The 24451-nt window shown below is 63.4% G+C and carries 26 protein-coding genes; 17 read left to right on the forward strand and 9 right to left on the reverse strand.

Translation table 11 applies throughout. The features are described 5' to 3' along the window. The first annotated feature begins 24 nt into the window (after positions 1-24). A complete protein-coding gene (gene serS / locus AV059_RS07120; protein ID WP_058993405.1) occupies positions 25-1407 on the forward strand; it encodes a serine--tRNA ligase in 1383 nt (460 codons plus the stop codon). A gap of 111 nt (positions 1408-1518) precedes the next feature. Beyond that, positions 1519-2229 carry a class I SAM-dependent methyltransferase gene (locus AV059_RS07125; RefSeq protein WP_058993407.1) on the forward strand — a complete coding sequence of 237 codons (711 nt, stop codon included), beginning with the start codon at positions 1519-1521 and terminating at the stop codon, positions 2227-2229. A gap of 26 nt (positions 2230-2255) precedes the next feature. Here the strand turns inward: AV059_RS07125 and AV059_RS07130 are convergent, their stop codons facing one another. Together AV059_RS07130 and AV059_RS07135 are read right to left on the reverse strand one after the other, a co-directional pair. Further along, positions 2256-2636 carry a nuclear transport factor 2 family protein gene (locus AV059_RS07130; RefSeq protein WP_058993409.1) on the reverse strand — a complete coding sequence of 127 codons (381 nt, stop codon included), beginning with the start codon at positions 2634-2636 and terminating at the stop codon, positions 2256-2258. Continuing rightward, positions 2633-4318 carry a redoxin domain-containing protein gene (locus tag AV059_RS07135; RefSeq protein WP_058993411.1) on the reverse strand — a complete coding sequence of 562 codons (1686 nt, stop codon included), beginning with the start codon at positions 4316-4318 and terminating at the stop codon, positions 2633-2635. Before AV059_RS07135 ends, AV059_RS07130 begins: the two co-directional genes overlap by 4 nt. 87 nt (positions 4319-4405) lie before the next feature. On the opposite strand from AV059_RS07135, the gene AV059_RS07140 reads away from it, so the two are divergent. Next, entirely contained in the window at positions 4406-4921 is a 516-nt protein-coding gene (locus tag AV059_RS07140) for a DUF367 family protein (RefSeq protein ID WP_058993413.1), read from the forward strand. Between the two features lie 169 nt (positions 4922-5090). On the opposite strand, the gene AV059_RS07145 is transcribed toward AV059_RS07140, so the two are convergent. Further along, positions 5091-6164 (reverse strand): enolase, encoded by a 1074-nt coding sequence (locus AV059_RS07145; RefSeq protein WP_058993416.1) that lies wholly within the window; start codon positions 6162-6164, stop codon positions 5091-5093. A gap of 304 nt (positions 6165-6468) precedes the next feature. On the opposite strand from AV059_RS07145, the gene AV059_RS21580 reads away from it, so the two are divergent. After that, positions 6469-6618, forward strand: a complete 150-nt coding sequence (locus AV059_RS21580) for a 50S ribosomal protein L40e (RefSeq protein WP_004960523.1) — start codon at positions 6469-6471, stop codon at positions 6616-6618. Positions 6619-6668: 50 nt separating this feature from the next. Here AV059_RS21580 and AV059_RS07150 read toward each other — a convergent pair whose 3' ends face one another. Further along, positions 6669-7574 carry a hypothetical protein gene (locus AV059_RS07150; protein ID WP_058993417.1) on the reverse strand — a complete coding sequence of 302 codons (906 nt, stop codon included), beginning with the start codon at positions 7572-7574 and terminating at the stop codon, positions 6669-6671. A 50-nt stretch (positions 7575-7624) separates the two neighbouring features. Next, positions 7625-8248, reverse strand: coding sequence for an MBL fold metallo-hydrolase (locus AV059_RS07155; protein ID WP_058993419.1), 624 nt, complete (start codon positions 8246-8248; stop codon positions 7625-7627). Positions 8249-8405: 157 nt separating this feature from the next. Here AV059_RS07155 and AV059_RS22015 point away from each other — a divergent pair, with 157 nt between their 5' ends. From AV059_RS22015 to AV059_RS07175, 5 genes are all read left to right on the forward strand, one after another. Further along, on the forward strand, positions 8406-9878 hold the full coding sequence (locus AV059_RS22015; RefSeq protein WP_154021010.1) for a hypothetical protein: 1473 nt from the start codon (positions 8406-8408) through the stop codon (positions 9876-9878). A 295-nt stretch (positions 9879-10173) separates the two neighbouring features. Then, positions 10174-10359 (forward strand): DUF5786 family protein, encoded by a 186-nt coding sequence (locus tag AV059_RS07160; protein WP_004515979.1) that lies wholly within the window; start codon positions 10174-10176, stop codon positions 10357-10359. Then, positions 10356-10907: a DUF99 family protein gene (locus tag AV059_RS07165; RefSeq protein WP_058993422.1), complete on the forward strand. Its 552-nt coding sequence runs from the start codon at positions 10356-10358 to the stop codon at positions 10905-10907. The genes AV059_RS07160 and AV059_RS07165 overlap by 4 nt, the downstream gene beginning before the upstream one ends. Positions 10908-11131: 224 nt before the next feature. After that, a complete protein-coding gene (locus AV059_RS07170; RefSeq protein WP_058993424.1) occupies positions 11132-11575 on the forward strand; it encodes a RidA family protein in 444 nt (147 codons plus the stop codon). A 112-nt stretch (positions 11576-11687) separates the two neighbouring features. Beyond that, positions 11688-12275 carry a uracil-DNA glycosylase family protein gene (locus AV059_RS07175; RefSeq protein WP_058993426.1) on the forward strand — a complete coding sequence of 196 codons (588 nt, stop codon included), beginning with the start codon at positions 11688-11690 and terminating at the stop codon, positions 12273-12275. Positions 12276-12303: 28 nt separating this feature from the next. Here the strand turns inward: AV059_RS07175 and AV059_RS07180 are convergent, their stop codons facing one another. Further along, positions 12304-12669 carry a hypothetical protein gene (locus tag AV059_RS07180; RefSeq protein WP_058993428.1) on the reverse strand — a complete coding sequence of 122 codons (366 nt, stop codon included), beginning with the start codon at positions 12667-12669 and terminating at the stop codon, positions 12304-12306. Positions 12670-12837: 168 nt separating this feature from the next. Between AV059_RS07180 and hisH the strand changes: the two genes are divergently transcribed. Genes hisH through AV059_RS07195 form a run of 3 tightly spaced genes read left to right on the forward strand, consistent with a single transcriptional unit; the run spans position 12838 to position 15085 of the window. Further along, the gene (hisH, locus tag AV059_RS07185) at positions 12838-13485 is read left to right on the forward strand and encodes an imidazole glycerol phosphate synthase subunit HisH (RefSeq protein WP_058993430.1); all 648 of its coding nucleotides are present in this window, start codon (positions 12838-12840) and stop codon (positions 13483-13485) included. Positions 13486-13508: 23 nt separating this feature from the next. Beyond that, positions 13509-14354 (forward strand): SDR family oxidoreductase, encoded by an 846-nt coding sequence (locus tag AV059_RS07190; RefSeq protein ID WP_058993432.1) that lies wholly within the window; start codon positions 13509-13511, stop codon positions 14352-14354. Beyond that, positions 14351-15085 (forward strand): acetoacetate decarboxylase family protein, encoded by a 735-nt coding sequence (locus AV059_RS07195; protein ID WP_058993434.1) that lies wholly within the window; start codon positions 14351-14353, stop codon positions 15083-15085. Before AV059_RS07190 ends, AV059_RS07195 begins: the two co-directional genes overlap by 4 nt. A gap of 208 nt (positions 15086-15293) precedes the next feature. On the opposite strand, the gene AV059_RS07200 is transcribed toward AV059_RS07195, so the two are convergent. Beyond that, entirely contained in the window at positions 15294-15647 is a 354-nt protein-coding gene (locus AV059_RS07200; protein WP_058993436.1) for a hypothetical protein, read from the reverse strand. A gap of 134 nt (positions 15648-15781) precedes the next feature. Between AV059_RS07200 and AV059_RS07205 the strand changes: the two genes are divergently transcribed. Next, on the forward strand, positions 15782-17464 hold the full coding sequence (locus tag AV059_RS07205; protein WP_058993438.1) for a histidine kinase N-terminal 7TM domain-containing protein: 1683 nt from the start codon (positions 15782-15784) through the stop codon (positions 17462-17464). A gap of 289 nt (positions 17465-17753) precedes the next feature. Beyond that, complete coding sequence (locus tag AV059_RS07210) at positions 17754-18857, forward strand: tRNA (guanine(26)-N(2))-dimethyltransferase (RefSeq protein ID WP_058993440.1); 1104 nt, start codon at positions 17754-17756, stop codon at positions 18855-18857. Positions 18858-18919: 62 nt separating this feature from the next. Here AV059_RS07210 and AV059_RS07215 read toward each other — a convergent pair whose 3' ends face one another. After that, entirely contained in the window at positions 18920-19336 is a 417-nt protein-coding gene (locus tag AV059_RS07215) for a hypothetical protein (protein ID WP_058993442.1), read from the reverse strand. Positions 19337-19430: 94 nt separating this feature from the next. Here AV059_RS07215 and AV059_RS07220 point away from each other — a divergent pair, with 94 nt between their 5' ends. The 3 genes from AV059_RS07220 to AV059_RS07230 all read left to right on the forward strand — a co-directional run bounded on the left by AV059_RS07220 (position 19431) and on the right by AV059_RS07230 (position 23066). After that, positions 19431-20867, forward strand: coding sequence for an MATE family efflux transporter (locus tag AV059_RS07220; protein ID WP_058993444.1), 1437 nt, complete (start codon positions 19431-19433; stop codon positions 20865-20867). Positions 20868-20937: 70 nt separating this feature from the next. Next, positions 20938-22173, forward strand: coding sequence for a YihY/virulence factor BrkB family protein (locus AV059_RS07225; RefSeq protein WP_058993446.1), 1236 nt, complete (start codon positions 20938-20940; stop codon positions 22171-22173). Then, complete coding sequence (locus tag AV059_RS07230) at positions 22170-23066, forward strand: phosphatase PAP2 family protein (protein WP_058993448.1); 897 nt, start codon at positions 22170-22172, stop codon at positions 23064-23066. The genes AV059_RS07225 and AV059_RS07230 overlap by 4 nt, the downstream gene beginning before the upstream one ends. An 8-nt stretch (positions 23067-23074) precedes the next feature. Here the strand turns inward: AV059_RS07230 and glnA are convergent, their stop codons facing one another. Continuing rightward, positions 23075-24430, reverse strand: a complete 1356-nt coding sequence (gene glnA / locus AV059_RS07235; RefSeq protein WP_058993450.1) for a type I glutamate--ammonia ligase — start codon at positions 24428-24430, stop codon at positions 23075-23077. Positions 24431-24451: the final 21 nt, after the last annotated feature.

The following is a 24451-nucleotide window of genomic DNA, read 5'->3' on the forward strand; positions in this document are numbered from 1 at the left end:
TTCTGCCGTCGAGAACCGTCGGCCATGTTATCGAGACAGTTCGTCCGGGAGAACCCCGAGACGGTCCGTGACGCTATCGAACGGAAGGGCGTCACGGGCGTCGACCTCGACGAAATCCTCGAAATCGACGAGGAGTGGCGAGAACTGAAGGCCGAAGGTGACGGGCTCCGACAGGAACGCAACGAGGTATCGAGCAAGATTGGTGAGCTGAAACAGGACGGCAAGGACGAGGAGGCTCAGGAGGCCATCGACCGGTCGCAGGAACTCAAAGACGAACTACAGGACGTCGAGGAGCGCGCCGACGAACTGGAGTCCCAGTTGGAAGACGCCCTGCTCGAACTGCCGAACATTCCCCACGATTCGGTCCCGACCGGCGAGGGCGAGGCCGACAACGTCGAGCGCTACCGCGAGGGGTTCGACGACCTCCGGGACCTGCCCGACGAAGTGGTGCCCCACTACGACCTCGGCGAGGATCTAGACCTGCTTGACTTCGAGCGCGGCGCAAAGGTGTCCGGCGGCGGCTACCAGTTCGTCAAGGGCGAGGGCGCGCGTCTGGAGCACGCACTCATCCAGTTCATGCTCGATGTCCACCGCGAGCAGGAGTACGTCGACGTGCTCCCGCCGATTCCGGTCAACTCCGATTCGATGGAAGGGACGGGCCAGCTCCCGAAGTTCGACGAGGACGCTTACCGCGTCGGAGCCAGACAGGACGACGACTACGACAGCGACGACCTGTGGCTGCTTCCGACGGCGGAGGTGCCGGTCACCAACATGTACCGCGGCGAGATTCTGCTTGACGACGACCTGCCGGTCAAACATCAGGCGTTTTCGCCGAACTTCCGCCGCGAGGCCGGCGAGCACGGGACCGAGACGCGGGGGTACGTCCGCGTCCACCAGTTCCACAAGGTCGAACTCGTCAACTTCGTCCGGCCCGAGAACAGCTACGACCGGCTTGAGAGCCTGCTTGATGAGGCCGCCGAAGTGCTCGACCGCCTCGAACTGCCCTACCGCGTGCTCGACATGTGTACCGGCGACATGGGCTTTACACAAGCCAAGAAGTACGACATCGAGGTGTGGGCTCCCGGCGACGACATGGAGGACGGCCCGGACCGCGGCGGCCGCTGGCTCGAAGTCTCCTCGGTCTCGAACTTCGAGGACTTCCAGGCGCGCCGTGCCGGCCTGCGCTATCGGCCCGAACGGCACGAGTCCGCCGACTACCTCCACACGCTGAACGGCTCCGGACTTGCCGTCCCGCGCGTCCTTGTGGCGATTATGGAGTACTACCAGAACGACGACGGGACCATCACCGTGCCCGAACCACTCCGTCCGTACATGGGCGGCCAGGAAGTCATCGAAGGCTCCGAGAAAATCGGCGAGAGCGCCGTCGGCGCGGGCGAGAAAGAGTAGGCCGCCGCGGTCCGCTGTGTTCGGCCAGCGTTCTGACTTCCTGTATGCGGTGTGTTACTCGAAACCAGATTTCACTACACTATTACATTCATTCGTCAGCACCGTCGAGATATGGCTGACGACGCCTTCGGCCGGATGGTACTGGACTTTCACCGCGACGGCCTCGTCGAGCAGCCCCGCTATCGCCGCGACGCCGACGATTTGACCGAGGCGCATCTGGCGGGCTACTTCGAGCCGCCATCGGCGTGGCATCCCATCGAACGGGACCTGTTCTCGGCGGTGACGGGCCGTGTCCTCGACGCCGGCTGTGGCGTCGGCCGACACACACTCCCACTGCAGAAGCGCGGCCACAGCGTGCTGGCCGTCGACCGGAGTCCGGGAGCCGTCGCGGTCGCCCGCGAGCGCGGCGTCACGCATTCCGTGGTCGGCGACCTCCGACGGCCGCCGGGCGACGGGTTTGAGACGGTCGTTGCCCTTGGCAAGCAGCTCGGCCTCGGCAGTTCGCTGGCCGACCTCCGGACGACGCTGACCGAACTGGCGGCGGTGACGCGTCCCGGTGGCCGTCTCATCGCCGACATGGACACGCTCGACCGGGCAGACCCGGAGACTGACGCGGCCCACCGCACCCAGCCCGGTGTCGCCTACCGGACCTTCCGCGTCGAGTACGACGGGCTCGCCGGCCCGTGGACCGACCTGTTGCTGGTCACGCCGTCGGGGTTCCGCGAGGCAGTCAGCGAGACGCCGTGGACCGTGGACACGTTCGTCGGGACCGAAGCAGACGGGTCAATGTACGGCGTTCGGCTGTCGCTACCGGGACAGTAAAATAGCAACTCCGCGAGCGGTCACGCTCAGCGCGTGTACGTCTCGATTCGCTCGATGTCGTCCCCGGCGAACGTGAACACATCGACGAAGCCAACAATACGCTCACCGTCGGCATCAAGCAGGCGACCGCGGGCGACGACCGTTGCCGTCGACGAATCGTCGCCGTCAGCCGGCTCAACCGCACTGTCTTTCTGGCGACAGTAAAGGCCGTCGAGCGGATGCGTGGTGTCTGTCTGGGGCCGTTCCTCGCGCATGAACTGTACGAACCGGTCCCGGCCGTCGATGGTTCGGTCGGGACGGTTGTGGACGAACGACGGGGCGAGCAGCGATGCCAACTGGTCGTAGTCGTCGCCGTCGATGGCGTCATAGTAGGCCCGTGTCCGCTGACGGAGGGCAGGTCGCGTCACGGATCTGATTCGGGTTCGTCAGATGTGTCTCTGTCGCTCTCCGCGTCGGACGGCTCGTCAGTCGCGTCCGGGACCGAATCGTCAGCTCGCTCGGGTTCGGCTGGTTCTCCCGTGTCGCCGCCGTCACCGTCGGCCATCGGGTCGGCCAGATCCAGTTCGACTGCGTCGTCAGTCTCCGTCTCGGAGTCGGTGGCGGCGTCCGATGACGCGTCGGGGGTCGACTGCTCGCCGTTCGGCGCGTCCTGTGTCGAAGCGTCGTCATCCGCGCTGCTGACCGTGTCGGGCGGCTCTTCGATCATCGCAGTCGGGGCCTCTTCCAGCGGGTCCGTCGGCTCGGTCTCGGCTTCGCTGGCGGCCAGTTCAGCCTGAATCTCCTCGATATCGGCGTCATCGACGTCCGAGATATCACCCTCTCCGTCAGGCGTTGACGCTGACTCCGGCGGCGCGTCGTCGGCCGGCGATGCATCAGGTTCCGCCGCTGTCGACTGATCCGCGGGAGCAGGCGTTTCGTTGGGCGAGGTCGGCGGGTTCGCCGACTTCGCTGTTGCTTCTGCCGTCGTCTCCCCGGCTGGGTCTGCTGTCGACTCGTCGGCTGTGTCTCGCATTTCGTCAGCCGCATCGGCGGCGTCAGGCGACGGCGTCGAGTCCAGCGTTGACTCGGTAGCCGACGACGCCGTCTCCGACAGTTCGCTGGCCGTCCGTTCGACTTCCTCGTCGATGTCTACGTCGAGCGATGTATCCACAGCCGTCTCGTCCTGTGTGAGGAACGCCGGTCGGTCGTCGTCCGTGTCCTTTTCCAGCGTCTCCAGATCCGGTGGCCACGGACCGTCAGGATCGGGTGGTTCCTTGTAGCCACGGGCGGTTTCAAGTGGCCGCTCGGCGTCGTCCCGAAGTTGCTGGCCCTCGGCTCCGTTCCCGCTAGAGTAGGCGCGGGCGGCCTGTGTGAGCCAGTCGCTGGCCTGCCACAGCGAGTTCGCCTTTGTCTTTGTGTCCTCGTAGATCGGTTTCAGGAACTCGTCGTCAACGAACCGGACAGCGGTGTCGAAGTGGTCTTCGGCGTCGGCGAACTCCTCACGTGCCTGCTGGAAGTCACCCTGTGCGACCATCCACTCCGACTCGCGGAAGGCCTCCATCGCCGACGTGAACGCGCGCCGCCCCTCAGTATAGTGGGCGTGGCCGACACGGTAGCGGGCGAACGCGGTGTCGTCGCCACCGGTATCGGCGATAGCGTCCTTGATTTCCCCGACACGAGGGAGTTGCTGGAGGTTGTCGGTACTCCAGGCGTACTGCACGTCACCGTCGTGGTCGATGACGACGACAGCGCGCTCGATCAGTTGCTGGCCGATATCATCGATAAAATCGAGTCCGTACTCGCGGGCGACATCGTGGTCAGTGTCGGACAGGAGTGGGACTTTCAGGCCGTAGCGGTCGGCGAAGGCCCGGTGGCTGTACACCGAATCCGGGCTGATGCCTAGGATAGTCACGTCCTTCTGCATCGTAAAGAGGTCGAGTTCGTCCAGATCACAGGACGTGTCGTCACAGGCCGGATTGAAATCCGCCGGATAGAACGCAAGGATGACTACGTCCTCGCCGAGATAGTCGGATAGTTCGACTCGCTGGCAGTCGCCATCGACGAGCGCCGGCAGTTCGAACAGTGGTGCCGCCGTCCCCTCTGAAAGCACACGTTGTACAACCAATCCCGGCTATAACAGTGTTTGCACAGTGTCACTGAACGAGTCGCTTTTATTCGCCAGTGTAGTAGCGCTCCTGTGGAACTGCACGTCCGGTACGAGGGTGACGACGACCCCGATAAATGTAGTGCGCGGAAACTGGCCCGGATGGACGAGGCCGAACTCCACCGCGCGACGCGGTCGACGCCGCCCGGCATCGTGCTCAACCCCTTCGCCGAGCAGGCGCTGTCACCGGCGGACCGTCCGACCCCCGGCGACGGCGCTCGCCACAGCCGTCTGGTTGCACTCGATTGCTCCTGGGAGACCGCTGAACGGGAGGCGTTCGACCTCGAAGGGGTGCACCGCTCGCTCCCCTTCCTCGTCGCCGGCAACCCGGTCAACTACGGCACGGCCTTTCAGCTCAATACCGTCGAAGCCTTCGCCGGTGCGCTCGCCATTCTTGGGGAGCACGACCACGCCGAGCGGATTCTCTCGACGTTCTCCTGGGGCCACACGTTTCTGGAACTGAATGAGGAGCCGCTGGAACGGTACGCGAACTGCGAGGATTCGAGCGACGTCATCGACGTACAGGACGACTATCTCGCCGAGGAGTAGTCACTGGGGCGTTGCTGGCTTTTCGAGGAGCGGCGCATCACAGTGTGGGCAGGCCTGCCGTGCGTGTGCCTCCAGTACGTCGTCGATGCGTTCTCCGCAGGCTTGGCATCGCATGACAATAGTTAGTATCCGTACAATAATGTAGCTTTGGCTTCATTTCTAAGGCCGCTTACGAGAAGCCGGTCCCGATGCCGGTCGGCGCGTCAGGTGGGGTGAGCGGACTCGTCGGCAAGTCGGCGTCAGGGTCGGGGTCGTTGTATCCGCCGGGCGCGACGTCGTTCGGCCCGTCAGGATAGCACAGCGACGCCAGCGCCTGAATGTGGTCTCGGCCGACGCCGAGTTCGAACTGGCCGCCGCCGTACAGGTCGATACCGTGTTTCTCGCAGTAGTCGATGGTCGCAAGCACCGACTCGACGGTCCCGCAGCGGGACGGTTTCATGTTGAGCCACGCCGGTTCGAAGGGCAGCGCCTCGATGCTTTCGACGCCGGTGATGGGTACGTCCCAGGTGACGCGAGCTTCTTGCCCGTCGAAGATGGGTCGGGTCGTCTCGGTCAGATCGGGGTCCTCGACCAGCGCGTCCGGGAGGCCGTCGACGACGCGGTGGTAGAACTCGGGGTCGGCCTCGACATCGACGTCCGTCCCCTCATACAACCCTTTCAGGTCCAGTACGCGAACGTCGTAATCCGCCAGCTCGTCGACAAGGGCGTCGCTCCAGGACGGCGTGGGATCGAGTTTGAACGGGAGGTCGCCGTAGCGCTCACACAGCATCGCCAGTCTGTCAGCCGTCGGCGGCGTGTCATCGTCCGCGTTCGAGAGCCGCGTCGAGACGACGAAGTTCACTGGGTCGTACTGCCGGTCGAGGGCGGTTCCGAGGTCCGTGTCGGCCTGTTTCAGCGCGAGGTCAAGCGCCGCGCTCTCGAATCCCCAGCGCCGGTAGTGACGAAACCGCTCCTCGTCGGGCGACTCGGGCCACAGATCGGCCTCGGCCAGCGCCGTCGAAAACGAATCGACGGTGTACTCGCCGGCCAGTGGGGTGCCCTCGCCCTGCAACGCATCGCTGTCCTGCAGCGCGTCGTGGGCTTCGGCTGTGTACGTCACGTCCTCCCCGCTGCCGGTCTCACCCGCGCCGGAGAGGTGGATGACCGTCGTCACTCGGTCGAATCCGCTGGAGGTCGCCCGCTCACGGCGCTCGAACGCACAGCTCTCGACAGTGATCGGGAGGTCTGCCACCTGATCGTACATACTCCGGCTTCGCCGCTCGGGCATCTAAAGCCGGCGACGGCTGGCGGTGTATTCCTATTTTAAAACCAGAAAGCCCCGTCGCCGTTTAGCCAGCCGACACGGGTGGGACTGAAAGGGGCCGACGCGCTACGGGAACCCCGGCGAAGCAAGCACCACAGGGAGCGGAACGACCGAGGAGCACAGCGAGCCGCGGGACCGTAGCGCGTCGGGGGCTTTCTGGCTACTGCTAGTCAGAGGCGGTTCGCCAGACACAGACCCAGGCCGAAACTCAAAGCTTAAACGCGCGCATCGGGAATGACCGCGCATGGCTAGCTTCGAGACAGCGTCCGACCGACTCCTCAACAAGCAGATCTGCATGCGGTGTAACGCTCGGAACCCACAGCGCGCCCAGCAGTGCCGGAAGTGCGGCTACGGCAACCTGCGTCCGAAGGCGAAAGAAACCCGTAGCGCCTGATTTTCGGGTCAGTTGCCACCGATGTTCGGTGGCAGTTCGTCACCAATCCACTACTGTCCAGTAGATTCTTTGTCCGCTGACTGGCGGTCGAGCGTCGCCATCCGAACCGACGCGTGTGAGACGATGAGTTCCAGCAGCTTCTGATCTTCTTCGCCGACAGTCGTCTCGTCCGTCGTGACCGAGATGACGACTGTCGTCGTGGCCGCGTCGTCCAGAACCACCGCCGACACGCAATCGGTGACTGACTCGGGGATGTCGACGGGGAACGGTCGGTCGTGAACGGTGACCGCTCCCTGTTCCTGTGTCCGGACTTCCTGTGCGAGCGACCCGACGGCGTCGACCGGCACGGTTCGGATCGTGTTCGCGAGCGCCACCGCATCGCCGTCCCTGAGCCGGATGACGGCCGTCTCCTCCATACCGGTCATCGTGCCGAAGGCCTCGACGACGAAGGCGGCGACGCCGTCGACGCTGGGGGCGCTGGCGATGGCGCGTCCGTAGTTGTTCACGTCGGCCGCCTTCCCAGCAAAGGCCTCGATGCGGTCGCGCTCGGCCGCGAGTTCGCGGAGCCGGCTGCGGCTCCGGGCATCGTACAGGCCGACCAGAACGCCCGCCAGCGCGCCGACAGTAACGAGGTCCACCGTCAGGTACGATGCTCGGGCAAGTGAGCCAGAAGTCACACGCTGGCTGAACAACAGGAGCGCCGCCACGGCGGCGAACGTCACGGTTCCGCCGGCGGCCCACGCGGCCACTCGGGACGTGGCCCCCTCGAATGCCGTGTCACGGGCGAGCCAGACGCCCGCGTACGCTACCGCGAGGCCCATCGCCGCAAAGGGGAGCGCATCGACTGCGACCGCCACCGGAATCCGGGTCTGTTGGACCGCGTGAAGCACCTGCATCGCGGCCAGTACGACGCCGGAGAGCGCCAGGGCCGTCCCCGTCAGAAGTCGCTGGTTCATAGCGTCGAATGTCAGCCCTGTCACTAGAGCGTTGCGCCGGTTTCGAGTCGTCAGTCGTCGGGGTACTTCGGCTCGCGGCGCTCGGCCCGTTCGAGGGCGCGCTCGACGACCTCGCGGACATCGCCGTGGAAGGCGTCGCCGTGACCCGAGTACATGTGTTCGACGCCTGCCGGCATTCGGTCGAGAATGCGCTCGATGCTCTCGATGAGGCGCTCGCGGGACTGGCCGGGGCGGTCCGTGCGGCCGAAAGAGCCGTCGTCGAACGCGCCGTCGTCGTGGACGACCACATCGCCGGAGAACAGGGCTGACTCGGAGACGAGCGAGACGTGGTCGTCGGCGTGGCCCGGCGTGTACACGACCTCACACTCCTCATCGCCGACGGTGAGCGTGTCGCCGTCAGAGAGTGCGTGGTCCCGGCGCGGGTGGGACCCGTAGGCGTACAGCGGCGCGTCGAAGGCGTCGAGGACGGCATCGAGTTGCTGGACGTGGTCGCCGTGCTGGTGGGTCAACACAACGGCGTCGAGCGTGTCAGTATGCTCGCGGATGACATCGACGACGCCGCGCATCGCGCCGGCGTCGACCAGCGTCGTCTGTTCGCCGGTTGCGAGATAGGCGTTACAGGTGAACGTCTCAGCCTGATATGTAACGTGTGTTACTTCTGTGTCGAGAGTCATCGGTAGTGTATGACTAGGTCCGGTGGCGACATTCAAAAAGCACGGGTCAGCCCCGTTTTCCCAATGCAACAACAGGACAGGTGGGAGCCATATAGAGAGGCTCTATCTGCCGCCGCTCGTATGAGTGCTGAAAAAGCGATTCTGAGTGTGTCATAGTATGGCAAGTGATCGTGCTAACCGTCGTCGTTTCCTCCAGATTGGGGGTGCTGCTCTGACTACAACCCTCGCTGGCTGTGGCGGTCTGACTGATTTAGATAATCCAAGTGGGACAACTGAGTCTGAAGACGAAAAAACCGAGACAAAAGAACAGCAGTACACAATCCCACCAGTAGCAGATATGAACTGTACAGGTGTTGAAAATGGAAATGCTGTAATAGAAGCAATTTATGAGCCAGTAACTACGCCCGGAGACTCTCGGTTGTTTATTAAAGATGAAATTACATTTGAACTATTTTCGTATACAACCTATCCTGTTGAAAATGAAATAGACCTGAAAAAAGTCGCTGAGAAGACTAAATCTCCCTACGGTGACAGAGATATTAAATTTAAGTATCCGCATAAGGAAATACCACAAAATAAACGTGTTAGACACCGGATAAAAGCGACAAATAATAACACTGGAGAATCAGAGTTTATAATGGATAAAATAACGCTAGTTTATTTCAATTCACATTATGGTCCTTCAGAATATATTCAAAGTGATTCAAGTTTTTATACAATAATTGAAGAAGAAAATGACAAACAAGGTGGGTTTGTAAAAAGAGGAGACAAGTATATAAAGGGGCCTAGCTTTGGATCTGGGTGGAAAGACCCACAGATTGCAGATATTCCATTCACAAGAGAAGCATTTAAAGTAGAAAATGACCTGTATCAAGAGGGTGAATATCCTATGTGTAGTCCATACTATTATGGAAAAATTGAGATTCCAGTGAGTCTTGTCGAAAGACAAGAACAAAAGATGGAAAATCGTAATCTTAGAGCGGGATATAACACACTCAACTATAATGACGGACAGGATAATGTATTAGATAGTCCAGTGTGTCAACAGCACGCTGACGGACTTATTAAATCTCAGGAACAATATAGTGTAAAAAATCATTATGGACTGATCCGATGGGCAGCCGGAACAATTCAATCTGGGGCATATGACAAACGACGTGGTGGAGTAAGTGTTACTCAAGCATCAGTTCATCTACCGGGTCCGTATTGGGTAGATAGAACAGAAAACTGTGTCGGACACAGTTATAATCTAGCTTGGTTGTTATATCATCTGGGATACACTTGTGGAACTGTGTATCTCAACCGTTCAGGACAAGGAATTGCAAACCATGTTGGTGTTGGAATTCCTATTCCTAAGGACGTTATGGAATCTGATTTCCCTGAGGAATACCCAGATGCATTTAATAACTCTCCGTCGATCCAAGCAGCATATGTTGATGGTATAACTTCTACTTTTGCAAATGATATTGATTCCCTTGGTGATTATCCGTGGCTGTATATTGAAACTACTGGGGGGTTTGAAATTGGAGTTATGCCATTTGATAAAGTGGATAGTAGAGGTGTTCAATACGTTCTTGAGCCCGAGGATAATGTATTTGGAACCGATCTCAAAAATCAGACGGGAAGTTGAGTGACGAATTTTACGTATATTGCTTGTTTTAGTAGCTGATTTGAGTATGATGTGGCTGGTGGGGAGCGAGCAGTAATTGGACTGGCAGAGTTGCTTTTTTGCCAGCTATCCACGGAGGTTTTGTTTCCGGTTTTGCGACTGGATATAGTTCGATCAGATTCTTCCAGTCCCCGTCGTGGACGCCCTCCTGACCGTCGGTCGCCACAGCGGTTCCGAGAACCGTCGTGTTAACGCGCTAACACGCTGGAGTCGGCGAGTGATTTTTTACTGTGAACGTCATAGTTGTACACGTACCATGGGGTTCGGGAGCTACGACGAATCGGAACAAGACAATCAGGAGTACGACACAGACTTCGAGGACGAGGACGGCCTCGATGCTGAAGAAAACGCCCACGAGGGCGACATCGAATACGAGTTCACCGCGTCGAACGACGAACTACTCGACAGACTGGAAGACATCAAAGACAACCAGAACACGTGAAAGCAGGGGCACGGGCCCTCGGCGTGGCGGAGTCGTACCGAGCGGAAACCAGTCAGTTCGCTGGCGCTGTCGTCCGCGCCAGTAGAGTGGCCGACGGCTTTGTTTTCAGTACTGCCACGGTCGGCGGGAGCGACGCGACTGAGACGGTGTGTGCGATGGTCGACCGACTGGACCGCGAGGACATCCGCTACCTGCTGGTCGCGGGTATCGCACCGGCGTGGTTCAACGTCCTCGACCTCCAGCGAATTCACGACCACACCGACCTGCCGGTCCTCTCGGTCACCTTCGAGTCCTCGCCGGGGCTCGAAGGGGCCATCCGCGAGGCGTTCGACGATTCCGATACCATACAGGACCGGCTGGCGACCTATCGTGCTCAGCCGGAGCGCCGACCGGTGTCGGTGAACGACGAGACGGTGTACGTCCGGAGCGTCGGTATCGACGACAGCGCCGCCGCAGATGTCGTCCGGGCGTTCACGCCGGAGGGCGGCCGTCCGGAACCCCTCCGAGTCGCCCGACTGGCGGCGCGAGGACTGGTCGAAATGGAGTGAGGCGGACGGCGGTAGCGGCCGACCGGCGGCGCTGTGACACAGTCCATCGAAATAGTCGAACAAGCCAAAGTCGCGGCTGTCAGTTGCCACAGCGAAAGTTATCTATTGCTAAGCTAGACCTGTGGCCGAAAACATCTCGCTAGCTATTACTGCCTCATCATTGCCTACAGTTAGTAATAGCTAAACGTACCCTGATTAGCTGGCACTGTGTTTGTATGCATACAATGGCAGAAAGCAAGACGCAGGCGAGGAATGCTGTAGAGCCCGCAGAAACGAACGAACAGACAAACATCGACAGTAATGTGACCCGGTACGAAGGCGACCAACCGACAGAGCACAGCGTGTACGGCAAGCGCCAGCAGGACAGCCAGCTCCTGTTCTTCGACGGACAGGTTCCGGACGCGGACACGGCTCGCAACGGCGATGTGCAGGAACAGACGCTGGCCGCACTCGACCAAATTCGTGCCATGGCTGCCGACTCCGGTCTCGAACCGCGTGACCTGCTGCGGACGACAGTGTACCTCACGGAGATGGACCAGCTACCAGCGGTCAAGCAAGCGTACGCGGCGTTTTTCGACGGACAGCGACCGTCACGAAGCGTCGTCGGCGTTGCAAGCCTGCCGAACGACGCGGCGGTGCAGATCGAAGCAACCGGTGTAAAGCGGTAATCGGTGACGAATCTGGGCGCTGTTGTCGCTGAACCCAGCGGAACCATAGTTCGGGCCAACAGCCCGACCGCGGACCGCTGCGTTTGAGAGCCCCCGGCGCAAACGACGGTGCATGGAGCAGATGGACGGCCTCGACGTCGTCGGCTGTGAGCGCTGTGACGAACTCTGTCGCTCGCGCTCGCGAATCGTCAACGGCGTCGGCCCCGCGGACGCGGACCTGCTGTTCGTCGGGGAGGCCCCCGGCGCGAACGAGGACGAACAGGGCGAACCGTTCGTCGGCCGGAGCGGCGACGTGCTCGACGATGGGCTGCGTGATGCCGGCCTCGACCGCGGCGACGTGCGCATCACCAACTGCGTGCGCTGTCGCCCGCCGGACAACCGCGACCCGCGAACAGGCGAACTCGCGAACTGCCGCGACTATCTGGAGGCGGAAATCGACCGCGTCGACCCGGAGGTCGTCGTCACACTCGGGAAAGTCCCGGCCGAGCACCTGCTGGAGCGTGACGTTGCGGTCACCGGCGAAGCGGGCGACGTGTTCGACGTAGCTATCGCTGGCCAGCCACGCCGGGTGCTCGTCTCTATCCACCCGGCGGCGACGCTGTACGACCCCAGCCAGAAGGAGACGTTCGAGGCCGCACTGACGACTGCCGCGGAGTTTACCGACGCCCAGAGCGGTCAGTCGCGACTCGGCGAGTTTTAAAAACGATCGAGTAGTGCGCTCCGGACCGCTAGTTCGCTGCGATGTCCATCGCCTCTGCCTTCGTGTCGACCAGCGAAATGTCGACACCCGAAATTTCGCCGACCCGGCTCTTGAGCGCCATCTTCTTGATCCCCTCGGAGACGATGACCCAGTTCGTGATACCGAACTCCTTGCCCGCCTCAGCGGCCTCCTGTGCTCGCGTGAATACGTCGTCGTTCAGTGACGCCTCCATCTGGAGATTTGAGATGTGCGTGTCGACCGCCGGCTGTGAGGCGAGTTCCTCAAACCGTTCATTGACTTTTGCGAACGTCTCGTCTGTCATCTCCATTTCTTCGGGGAATTCAGCGATGAGAACGTTACCGTCGACGTGCAGAACGTCTGTAATATCAACCATCAACGATCGTATGCGGTAGGTGAATAAAACTGGGCTAGCTTATTCTCATTTTTGATACCCTCAAGACAGGACGTGTGAACGGAGTAGAGACCACACGCCTGACAATGGCTGTGCCGAAGGCTTGTTCGAACAGGAACTCACTTACCCCTCGTTCGCCTACGACTCCCCATGAGTGTCAGACAGACGACCGCGGACGTGGTGGTCGTCGATTACGGACTGGGGAACCTCCGGAGCGTCACGCGCGGGCTCGAACGCGCCGGCGCAGACGTGTCGCTTTCAGAGGACCCCGCAGAGTTCGACGCGGCCGACGGCATCGTCCTGCCCGGCGTCGGAGCCTTCTCCGAAGGGATGGACAACGCCGGGCCGTTCCGCGAGGCGCTGGTCGAGCAGGCGGAGGCCGGCACGCCGCTGTTCGGGATCTGTCTCGGGATGCAGATGCTCCTGACGACGAGCGAGGAGGCCGACCACGAAGGGCAGGGTGACGCTGAGGGGCTGGACCTCATTCCGGGCAAGAACGTCCGGTTCAGCCGCGACCAGACCGTGCCACATATGGGCTGGAACGAACTCGACGTGACGCGGGACCACCCGCTCGTCGAGGGCGTCGACGGCGAACACGCCTACTTCGTCCACTCCTACTACGCCGTTCCCGACGACGAGAGCGCGACGGTGGCGACGACGGACTACGGGGCGGACTTCGCCTCGATTGTCGCCAACGACGCCGGCAACGTCTTCGGCACGCAGTTCCACCCGGAGAAGTCTGGTGAGACCGGGCTGCGCATCCTCCGGAACTACGTCGACTACTGTCTCGACCACTGAGTTCTCGAACCGGGTTCGTTTGTATGTCCACGAAGGCTCCTGTCGTCCTGCTCACCGGCGCAGCGTCGGGTATCGGAGCGGCGACGGCGCGGGCGTTCGACGACGACGGCTGGACCGTCTACGCGACGGACGTTCGGACGGAGTTCCCAACGGATATCCGCGAGCGCTGTCGCTGTCTCGGACTCGACGTAACTGACAGCGAGCAGGTCAAGGCTGTCGTTGACCACATCATCGAGGAAGCGGGACGGCTCGACTGTCTGGTGAACAATGCCGGCTACGGGGTCGCCGGTCCGGTCGAAGATGTTTCCAGCGACAGCGTTCGCGAGCAGTTCGACGTGCTGGTCCACGGCCCACACCGGCTCGCACAGGCAGTGCTACCCCAGATGCGCGAACACGGCGGGCGCATCATCACCGTCTCAAGCGTCCTGGGCCACACCGCGTCGCCCGGACTCGGCGCGTATTCAGCCGGGAAAGCCGCCGTCGAGTCGCTTTCTGACGCACTTCGGATAGAGGTTGCCGGCGCGGACGACATCCATATCTCGCTCGTCGAACCAGCGTGGGTCGAGACGGGGTTCGCCGACGGCGCGCTGGGGAGCCTGCGTGATGCGGACCGGACGCCGACCTACGACCGGACGTACGATGCGCTGGAGGACGGCTGGGTCCTCACCGGTGGACCGCTGGCGACAACGCCAGATGCCGTCGCGACGACGGTACTCGCCGCAGCGACCGACGAGCCGCCGAAGGCCCGCTATCCTGTCGGGTCCTTCGCCACGTTCGTCCGATGGACCCACTGGCTCCCGGCGCGACTGCAGGACCCGATACACCGCGGGTTCAGTCGAGCGAGCGCGTTTCTGGGGCGGTGGCTATGACGCATCTGTCCGGCGGCGACCGGATTCGGCTCTCGACCGGCCACGAAGTGACGCTGCCGCTGGTCACCGAAACGACAGTCGCCGGCGCGGTGCTCCCGGCGCGATACGACGTTGCCGAGTCGCTGCTGCCCGATGGACTGACACCGGTTCGAGTAACGGCCCGGCAGGCCGCGGTCGTGCTCCTCTGTGTCGAGTATCACCGTATCGGCGACGACGCGATGGCCCCCTACGACGAGTTCGCGGTGCTGATTGGCGCAACGGCGGAAGGGTGGCAGCCACCACTGGTGCCACTGCTGACCCGCGATATCGGTGGCTACGTCTGGTCACTCCCGGTGACAACTGAACCCGCTCGCGCCCTCGGCGACGAAATCTGGGGCTATCCGAAGACAGTCGCCGACATCACCCACCGCGACGACGTGACCCGCCGCGAAACGACGATCGTCGAGGACGGCGAGCGCGTGGCGACGGTCAGCATCGACTGGCCCCGGACCTGGGAGCGCCGGGAAACGGTCGAGAGCTACGCAGTTCGTGAGGGGCGACTGGAACGGACACTGGTCGAATTCCAAGGGAAACTGGGGGCCGCACCGCTGAGCGGGCGCGTCGACGTTGACCTGGGCGACCACGACCGGGCCGACACGCTCCGGTCGCTCGACCTCGGCTCCCGGTCAGTCCTTCGGTTCTCACTGGAAGGACGGATCACGTATGGGGCCGGGCGGTCGGTAGAGCGGTAGCGGGGCGATGCAGTAGAGTGGGGGCAGTGCAGTAACGAAGTAGCAGGAGAGACGATAGCAGAGCGCTACAGAAACTGTGGCACGAGCATACCGCGCGCCGACGGCGCGCGGTTTCACGCGAATCGCGGAGCGATTCGCGCGTTTTTCGCCCACGTTTTTGCCGCGAGCGGTGAGCGCGTAGCGCTCACCCGAGCGGGAAAAAGGTGGTCTATAGGAACTCCCGGACCTCAGAGTACCACATATCGTGCTCGTCAACGGCGTCGATGGCCTCAGCGATGCGAACGGCGATGGCGTGCCAGCAGAGCTGGTCGGGGTCGTCGGTGTCGAGGTTGTACTCGCTGTCGGCGCAGGTACAGCCGCCGTCCTCGACGATGTACTCGTCGTCGTGGCCGACGACGACCGTGAAATCACGGTACTGCTTGACGCGGCTCTCGCCGACGGCCTCGATAGCCTGATGGCCGCGGTCATCGTGAACGTCGACGATAGCCGACACTGCGTCGGGGGTCAGCTCCCCGGCGGCTTCGAGGTCGGCCACCCACTCCTCGACTCCGGTCACATCCATGCTACGGAAAGGGGTGACAAAACGGCGTCGGCTTCAGCAGCCAAGCCCCGGGTGGCTCGCAGCCGACAGCAGGGGATTATCAGCGCTTGTACTGTGCCCAGAAGAATAAACACGGACTGTGGGTTCCTTCCGACATGAACCTCGACCTCCCGTGGCTAGCGCTGGGCTCGTTTGCCTCGGGGATCGGGTCGCTGTATCTGCTGGCCCAGCTCCGGGCACACTGGGACAAGCCCGGCGCGCGGTGGTTCGTCGCGACCATCGTCACACAGACGGTCTGGTGTTTCAGCTACGGCGTGGCGCTGCTGGTGTTCGACCCGACACTGCGCCTCGCTCTGGAGATGGTGTCCTGGCTGGGCATCATCTGGATTGGCTTCTGTTTTCTCTCGTTCGCGCTGGGATACACGGGTCGGACGAATGTCCTCGAAAGCGGCTGGTACCGTGGCGTGGCGGTGCTGCCGCTCGTCGAAACGGCGCTTGTCGTCACGAACCCGGTCCACACCGTGGTCTGGCAGGGCTTCCGGGTCGTACCGGCTGCCGGCGGCGCAGGAGCCGAGTACGCTGTCTTGCCGGTGGGACTGCTCACGATCATCGTCGCAATGCTGTTCGTCAGCTTCGGGACCCTACTGGTGTTCGATACGGTCGTCAGCTACGGCCCGCTGTACCGGCGCGAGGCGCTGGCGGTCGGCCTGAGTCCCATACCGCCCGGGGCCGCGGTGTTGCTGTGGGCCGGCGGGGTCGGACCGGTTCCGGCGGTGAACCTGACGCCGCTCCTGTTCCTGCCCCACGTCGGGCTGGATCTGTACGCGTTCGTTCGCAGCGATATGTTCGAGTTCCACCCAGCGACCCGGCGGGCCGGCGAGCGGGCGGCCATCCACGACATCGCCACGCCCGTCGCCATCGTCGACGAACAGGGCCGGGTCGTGAACCTCAACCCCGCCGCCGAACAGATGTTCGCCGTCGACAAGCACGAGGCACTGACGGAGCCGCTGAACGATTTTCTGGGCGACGACGATATCGCGACCGACGGCGGGAGTTCACGGGTGTCTATCGAGGCCGGTGGTCGACACCGCGAGTTCAAGATCCGGCAGACGGCGCTCCGCGACGAGACAGGCACGCAACTGGGGTATACGGTCGTCTTTCAGGACATCACCGACGAGATCCGCCGCGAGCGCCGTCTCGAAGTGCTCAATCGTTTTCTCAGACACAACGTCCGCAACGAGAGCGTCGTCATCCAGGCCCGGGCAGAACTGCTGGCGACGGAACTCGACGGCGACCACGCCGACTACGCGGCGACTATCGAGGAGTCGGTCGGTCGGCTGGTCGACTCCGGCCAGAAGGCCCGGACCCTCGCCGAAGCGGGGGCCGGAGATGCGACCCCCGAACCCGTCGTGCTGGCCGACCTCGCCGCCGAAGTCATCGACGCAGCCCGCGAGGAACACGGTGGCTCGGTCACGGTTGAGATGCCCGACGACCTCCGGCTGACGACCCAGCCCGCCCTGCTGGAAATCCTGCTCACCAACCTCGTCGAGAACGCTCTCCAGCACGTTCCGGACGCCGTCGTCACTGTCAGCGCGGAGGTCGATGACGACGATGTCGTGCTGACCGTCAGCGACAACGGCCCCGGGGTGCCCGAACACGAACTTGGCGTGCTGGAGCGGGGCCGCGAGACGGACCTGAACCACGGCAGCGGCATCGGCCTCTGGCTCGTCCGCTGGACCGCGACGACGCTGGAAGGGGACCTCGATTTCGACACGAGCGACGGGACGACGGTGACCGTTCGACTGCCTCAGGAGCGGACGGCCGCCGAAGCAGAGTGAGTGTGGAATCGTCGTAGACAGCCGAGATAGCTGACCGAGCCGCCTGCGATTACACAGCCGACCAGGCTCAGTGCCACTGCACAGTCGACATCGGGCGGGACTGAAAGGGGCCGGTCGCTCGACATGCGAGACGACGTAAGCACTGGAACGAGCGAAGCGAGTGAAGGGCGCAGCGAGTCGCAGCGGTCGAGCGACCGGGGGCTTTCTGGCTGTTTGCAGTAAATCAAGCACCGCTAGACCCAACAGGCAGGTTCGAACGACTTAACGGCGCCCGCACGGACCGGAGAGTATGCGCGTCAGTGAGGGCCGGGTGACGGTCACGGTGCCGGAACAGCCGGAGGCGGGAAAGGGTGCAGACGTGTTCTTCAACCCCGTTCAGGAGCTGAACCGCGACATCACCGTGGCGGCGCTGCGGGCCTACCGAGAGCGAACCCCCCGCGTGTCGACGTATCTGGACGCCACCGCCGCCAGCGGCATCCGGGGCGTCCGTGCGGCGGCCAACGACTGGGAGACGACGCTGTGTGATATCGACGACGACGCGACGGCGCTGTGTGAACAGAACCTCGAACGCAACGACCTCGCGGCCTCGGTCCGGCGGTCGGACGCAAACGTGCTCATGCACTCCGAGGCCTTCGACGTGGTCGACGTGGACCCCTTCGGGACGCCGATCCCCTTCGCCGACGCGGCGGTGCAGGGGACCAAACACCTCCTCTGTGTGACGGCCACCGACACCGCGCCGCTGTGTGGGGCGCACTTCGAGAGCGGCGTCCGCTCGTACGGCGCAGTGCCGCGAAACACCGAATTCCACGCAGAGATGGGGATGCGGGTGCTCCTGTCGGCGATGGTCCGCACCGCCGCCCGCTACGACATTGCCGCCCGGCCGATTCTCAGCCACGCGACCAAGCACTACGCCCGGACCTATCTAGAGTTCGACCACGGCGCAAAAGTCGCCAACGACTGCATCGACGAACTCGGCTACGTCCACCACTGCCAGCACTGCCTCTGGCGCGACCACGACTACGGCCTCATCGCCGACCCGCCCGAGGACTGTCCGGTCTGTGACGAACACCTCCAGACGGCCGGCCCCATCTGGCTCGGTCGGACCTGTGACCCCGAGTTCGTCAGCGCCGTTTCCGAACAGGTCACAGAGGAGATGGGCACCGCCGACGAAGCCAAAGAACTGCTGGCGACACTCAGAGACGAAATCGACACGCCGACACACTACGACCAGCACCGCCTCTGCAAGCGCTGGGGGCGCGGCGCGGAAGCCATGGACGAGTTCATCGAGAAGCTCCGCGACGCTGGCTACGCGGCCTCCCGAACGCACTACGGCGGCACGACGTTCAAGACGGACGCCGACGTGGTGGAGATCCGCGAAGCGACGGCGGAGTAACGGACTACGGGAGTCCAGACAGTAACCGAGGATTGCAAACAGAGTGCGAGTCGAGCTAATTCTTACCGACCGTTCGCCCGACCGACGCTCTCTCGAACCGCGGAGACGAGGTCGTAGCCCAGCAGGTACACCGGGCGCAGGAAGTAGTTCGCCATCCCCGCGAGACCGAGCAGCCCGCCGATGGCCTGCATCTCGCCGGGCGTGGCCGACAGGCGGACGAGCAGCGGCAGCACCGTGATGAGCGGCGCGAGCCACAGCGACTGGACAATGCCGTCCATATCGACACCAGCGACGGGACCGAATCGGTCCTCGTCCGGACGGGCAACGAATAGAACAGCCGTCAGTACCAGCAGGCCAACGACAATCGGCAGGGACGCGCCGACCCCGGCGACACCGAAGCCGATAGCTAGTGCGGCCGCGACGAGCAACAGGACGGTCACCTGCATCGTCCCGTGCCGGATGGCCGCTTCCGTATCCATATCCGGTCGTTGCAGCGGCGCTGTATAAACCCTGTGAGGGCGGCTCCCCTTTCTTAACACCTTTCGGGTTCGACCGCAAAGCAGTGGCGAACACGTGCCCTCCACGTACAATCCGGTCCGTGGCGTCCTGCTGTTCATCGGCGGCCTGCTCGCGCGGTTCGACCTCGTCGAGCGCGAGCGGGTCCGACGAGCGACGGACCTGTCCTGGCCCCGGATCGTCACCGGGCTCGCGCGGATGTCGAAGTCGACGGTCGACGTGGCGATGGTGGGGCTAGCACTCGGACCGACCGCCATCGCCGGCGTCGGCTTCGCCGCGCCGTTCTGGGAACTGGTGTTCGCGCTGGGCGGCGGCGTCGCCGGCGGGACAATCGGCATGGTGTCCCAGCGCTACGGTGCCGACGCCGGCGAGGAACTGGCGGTCACCGTCACGACCAGCGCCACTGTCGTACTCGGGCTGACACTTCCGCTGGCGGCGGCGTACTGGGTCGTCCCCGGACTGCTCGTCGACCTCGTCGGAACGGGGTCCGAAGCCGTCGGATACGGGGTCCAGTACCTGCGCGTCGCCGCCCTCGGTGTCCCCTTCGCCGCACTGAACCTCATCGCCAGTCGGACGCTCGTGGGAGCCGACGACGCCTGGACGCCGATGCTGTTGCGGGCCGGCGGCGCGGTCGTCAACATCGCATTGAACGCCGTCTTCATCTTCGGATTCGGCCTCGGCGTCGTCGGTGCGGCCCTGGGCACGGTCATTGCGAACGTGCTGGTCACGGCTGGGTTCGCCGTCGGACTGGCTCGCGGTGGCCTGCCGATCATCGGCGCGTTCCCGGTCCGGGTTCCGGTGTCGCGACCGTTACTCGACCGGAGACTGGGGCGAGACCTCGCGAAAACCGGGACCCCGCTCGTGGGAGCCAACCTCGCACGGACCGGGGCGCAGTTCCCTCGGCTGTTCATCGTCGGCTTGTTCGGGCCTGGCGTCGTCTCGGCCTACGTCGTGGCACTCCGCGTCCGGGCGCTGCTTGACACGCCGAACTGGGGACTGAGCCTCGCATCGAGTAGCCTCGTCGGGCAAGCACTCGGCGACGATGACGAGGCCGAGGCGACCGTCTGGGCGGAGACAGTACTCCGGTTGAGTATTGGCGTGTACATCGTCGTCGCAGCGACGCTGCTCCCGTTCTCACGGGGCATCGCCCGTCTGTTCGTTTCGGACCCCACGGTGCTCCCGCTGGTGACGGTGTTCGTCGCCGTCGCGTGTGCCAGTGTCGTGTTCCGTGGCGTCGACGGCGGCTCAGTCGGGCCGCTCCGGGCCAGCGGCGACACGCGCTGGCCGTTTTACTCACAGCTGGCCGGAATGTACCTGTTCGCCCTCCCGCTGGCGTATCTCGGCTACGTCACGCCGCTCGGCGAACTCGCGCTGTACGCCTCGCTCGTCGTCGAGACGGCGGTTCCCGCGGCGGTGACGTACTATCGGTTCCGCTCGGGAACGTGGCGGGTCGTGAGCCGGTCGTACCGGCCCGACGCAGCGCTCGACGACTGAGATGGCGTCGATGGCCGACTGACATCAGCCAGTCGACAGTATATTTGTGGCTCCACTCTGACGTGCTCGGGTGGACCGCACACGCGCTGTCTCCGTCGGTCGGGCTGTCATCCGTACCGTTCAGGAGGAAGAGGTCTCCTTTCTCGCCGCTGGCATCGCCTACTACATGTTCGTCTCGCTCCTGCCGCTGTTGTTGCTGACGCTGGTCGTCGGCACGCTGGCGGGCGGAGAAGCCTTCGCCGAGCGGATCGTGACGGCGGCGGGAGACGTGCTCACACCGGCGGCGTCGACACTGCTCGAAGACGCGCTGACCAGCGGGGCCGGTCGCGGTGGTGCGACTGTGCTCGGTGTCGGCGTGACGCTGTGGAGCGCGCTCAAGGTGTTCCGCGGACTGGATACGGCCTTCAGTCGCGTCTACGGGACGGACGGCCCCGACTCGATTGTCGGCGAAGTCATCGACGGGCTGGCTGCGCTGGGTGGCATCGGTATCGCACTGGTCGGGCTCGGTATCATCGGCGCGTTCGGGACGGTGCTGGGCGTGCAGGTCGCGCTCGGCGGGCTCGCGCTCGTTCCCGTGCTGGCAGTCGCCTTCCTTCCGCTGTACTACCTCTTTCCCGACCAAGAGATGACACTGCAGGAGGCCATCCCCGGCGCGGTGTTCGCCGGCGTCGGGTGGACACTGCTCGGGACGGGATTCAACGTCTACGCGGCGCAGGCCGATTCCTATCAGGTGTATGGCGTCATCGGTGGGGTCCTGTTGCTCGTGACGTGGTTTTACTTCGCCGGACAGGTGCTTCTCGTGGGGGCAGCGGTCAACGCGGCGCTCGCGGACCGGCAACTACAACAGGTATCGCGCCGACGGTCCGGCAAAGCGATGAGTGAGGACGCTGACGAGACCGACACGCCCCCGCCGGCCGGCGCCGATACGCCCGGCCGAGACGCCGACGAGTTGACAGATGAGGAACTACAGGAACTCCGCGAGGAGTTCGAGTCATTCCGTGAGGACATCGAGGGCCGGACGCTCCACCGTGACGAGGTGCGGTCGGACCTCAAACAGTACGTCCGCCGCCGGATGCGCCGCGGCCACGCCCGCCAGTGGGGTCCCTACATCGTCTTGCTGTACGGTACGATCATGACCCTTGGCGCGTTCTACTACCTGAAGGGGCTCTGGGCCGTGCTGGCGATGCTGGTCATCTGGCTGTCGACGCTCGGCCTCTACGCCGTGATGATTGCGGTCGGTGTGACGCTTACTGCCACCGGCCTCCCCGGACGACTCGTCGACCGCGTGCGTGACTGGCGACAGTGATACGGGCTGTCGGCGTCACCGAGGTGCTGTCAGCGTTGCCCGGCGCGGTCGTCGTGCTGTTCGCGCTGATCACCCAGCTTGGGGATTTCTGGTTCACGTTTCTGGCCTGTGGCCTGCTGTACTGGCTCGGCCCGTGGACGCCGAAATTTGGGCAGGACCTCACTCGCGACCGGACGGCGATGCTGGTGGCGCTACTCGCCGTCGGTGTCGCGCTCGTCGTGTCACTGAAGGGCGTGTTCGCGCTGCCGCGGCCGCCCGGGGCGGGCACAGCCACCCACGCCGAACTGCTCCCGGCGGCGCTACGGGGCGCCTACGAGTCGATGGCGACCGGAGAGGGGTTCGGCTTCCCGAGCGGCCACGCCACCCTTTCGCTGCTCGTCTGGGGCGGCATCGCATGGGCGCTCCGGGTCGGCACGCGTCGACAGCGCACCGCTGTCGCCGCGACAATCATTGCCCTCATCGGGCTCTCCCGACTGGTACTCGGCGTCCACTACCTCGCCGATATCGTTGCGGGCTTTGCCATCGCCGGGACAGCCCTCGCATTCGCCCTCGGCGCGCTCAAAACGCCCGAGCGGGTGTTTGGCCTCGCGGCCGTCATCGCCGTGGCAGGGCTGTTCGTCACCGGCGTTTCCCGCAATTCGGCCGGCGCGCTGGGTGTCGCTGTCGCGGGTGCCGTGGTCTGGGCGCTACTGGGAGATTCGATCCCGGAGCCGACCCGGCACGGTGTCGGTATCACGGCGCTGCTGGGCGTTGTCTCGGTCGGAGCGTTGCTCGGGGTGACGTTCGGGTTAGACCCGACACCGGGCATCGTCACGTTACTTGCGGGGCTTGGGACCGGAGCGCTGCTAACGCTACCGCTGGCCGGTGAGCGCCTCGCAGAAAATACTGAATAGGGAGCCGTTTAGAACTTCTCGAGGTAGCGGTCGAGTTCCCAGTCGGAGACGTCGACAAGGTACTCCTTGTGCTCCTGCGTTTTGGCCTCAACGAAGTTCTCGTAGACGTGCTCGCCGAGTGCGTCCTGAATCACTTCGTCGTTTTCGAGCGCCTCGACGGCCTCGCCGAGGTTCGATGGGAGCGTGGTGATGCCGTACTCCTCGCGTTTCTCTTCGTCGAAGTCGTAGATGTTCTCGCGGACAGGGTCGTCGCACTCGAGCTCCTGTTCGACGCCGTCGAGACCGGCGTGGATGAGTGCGGCGAAGGCGAGGTACGGGTTACACGACGGGTCGGGGAAGCGAGCCTCGATACGGCTTGCGGCCGGCGTTCGGGCGGCCGGCTTGCGGATGAGCGCCGAGCGGTTACGGTCGGACCAGGCGACGTAGACAGGCGCCTCGTAGCCCGGGACCAGACGCTTGTAGGAGTTCACGGTCGGGTTCGAGACGGCCGTGATAGCTGGTGCGTGCTTGAGGATACCGGCGGTGAAGCTCTTTGCCGTCTCGGAGAGGTTGAACTCGTCGTCCTCGTCGTGGAACGCGTTCTCGCCGTCCTCGGTGAACAGCGAGAGGTGCGTGTGCATCCCGGAGCCGTTGATCTTCGGGATGGGTTTCGGCATGAACGTCGCGTGCAGGTCGTGCTCAGCCGCGATGGCGCGGACGACAGAGCGGAAGGTTGCGACGTTGTCGGCCGTCGAGAGCGCGTCGTCGTAGGTGAAGTTGATCTCGTGCTGGCCCTGAGCGACCTCGTGGTGGGAGGCTTCGATGTCGAAGCCCATGTCTTCGAGGCCGTAGATGATGTCACGGCGCACGTCGGAGGCGAGGTCCTTCGGTGCGAGGTCGAAGTAGCCACCGGCGTCGTTGGTCTTGGTCGTCGCACGGCCCTCTTCGTCTTCTTCGAACAGGAAGAACTCGGGCTCGGGGGCGGCGTTGACCGTATAGCCCATGTCGTTTGCGCGCTCGATCGCACGCTTCAGGACGCCGCGCGGGTCACCGGAGAACGGTTCGCCGGTCGAGGTGTCGATGACATCACAGATGAGACGGGCACTGGAACCGCCTTCGACGTTTTCTCTCCACGGGAGCACGGAGAACGTCGAGGGGTCCGGGTCCAGACGCATGTCGGACTCCTGAATGCGGACGAAGCCGTTAATCGAGGAGCCGTCGAAGTAAATCCCCTCTGTGAACGCTTTCTCTGCCTGGTCGGCTGTGATCGAGACGTTCTTGATCGTGCCGAGGATGTCGGTAAACTGGAGCCGGAGGAAGTCGACGTTCTTCTCGTCGATTTCGTCGAGTACCTCCTGTGCCGCCTCTGAAAGTTCGCTTGTCATCTTTGGACACCCGATAGGAGC

The organism is Haloarcula sp. CBA1127 (genome assembly GCF_001485575.1).
Classification (GTDB): Archaea; Halobacteriota; Halobacteria; order Halobacteriales; family Haloarculaceae; genus Haloarcula.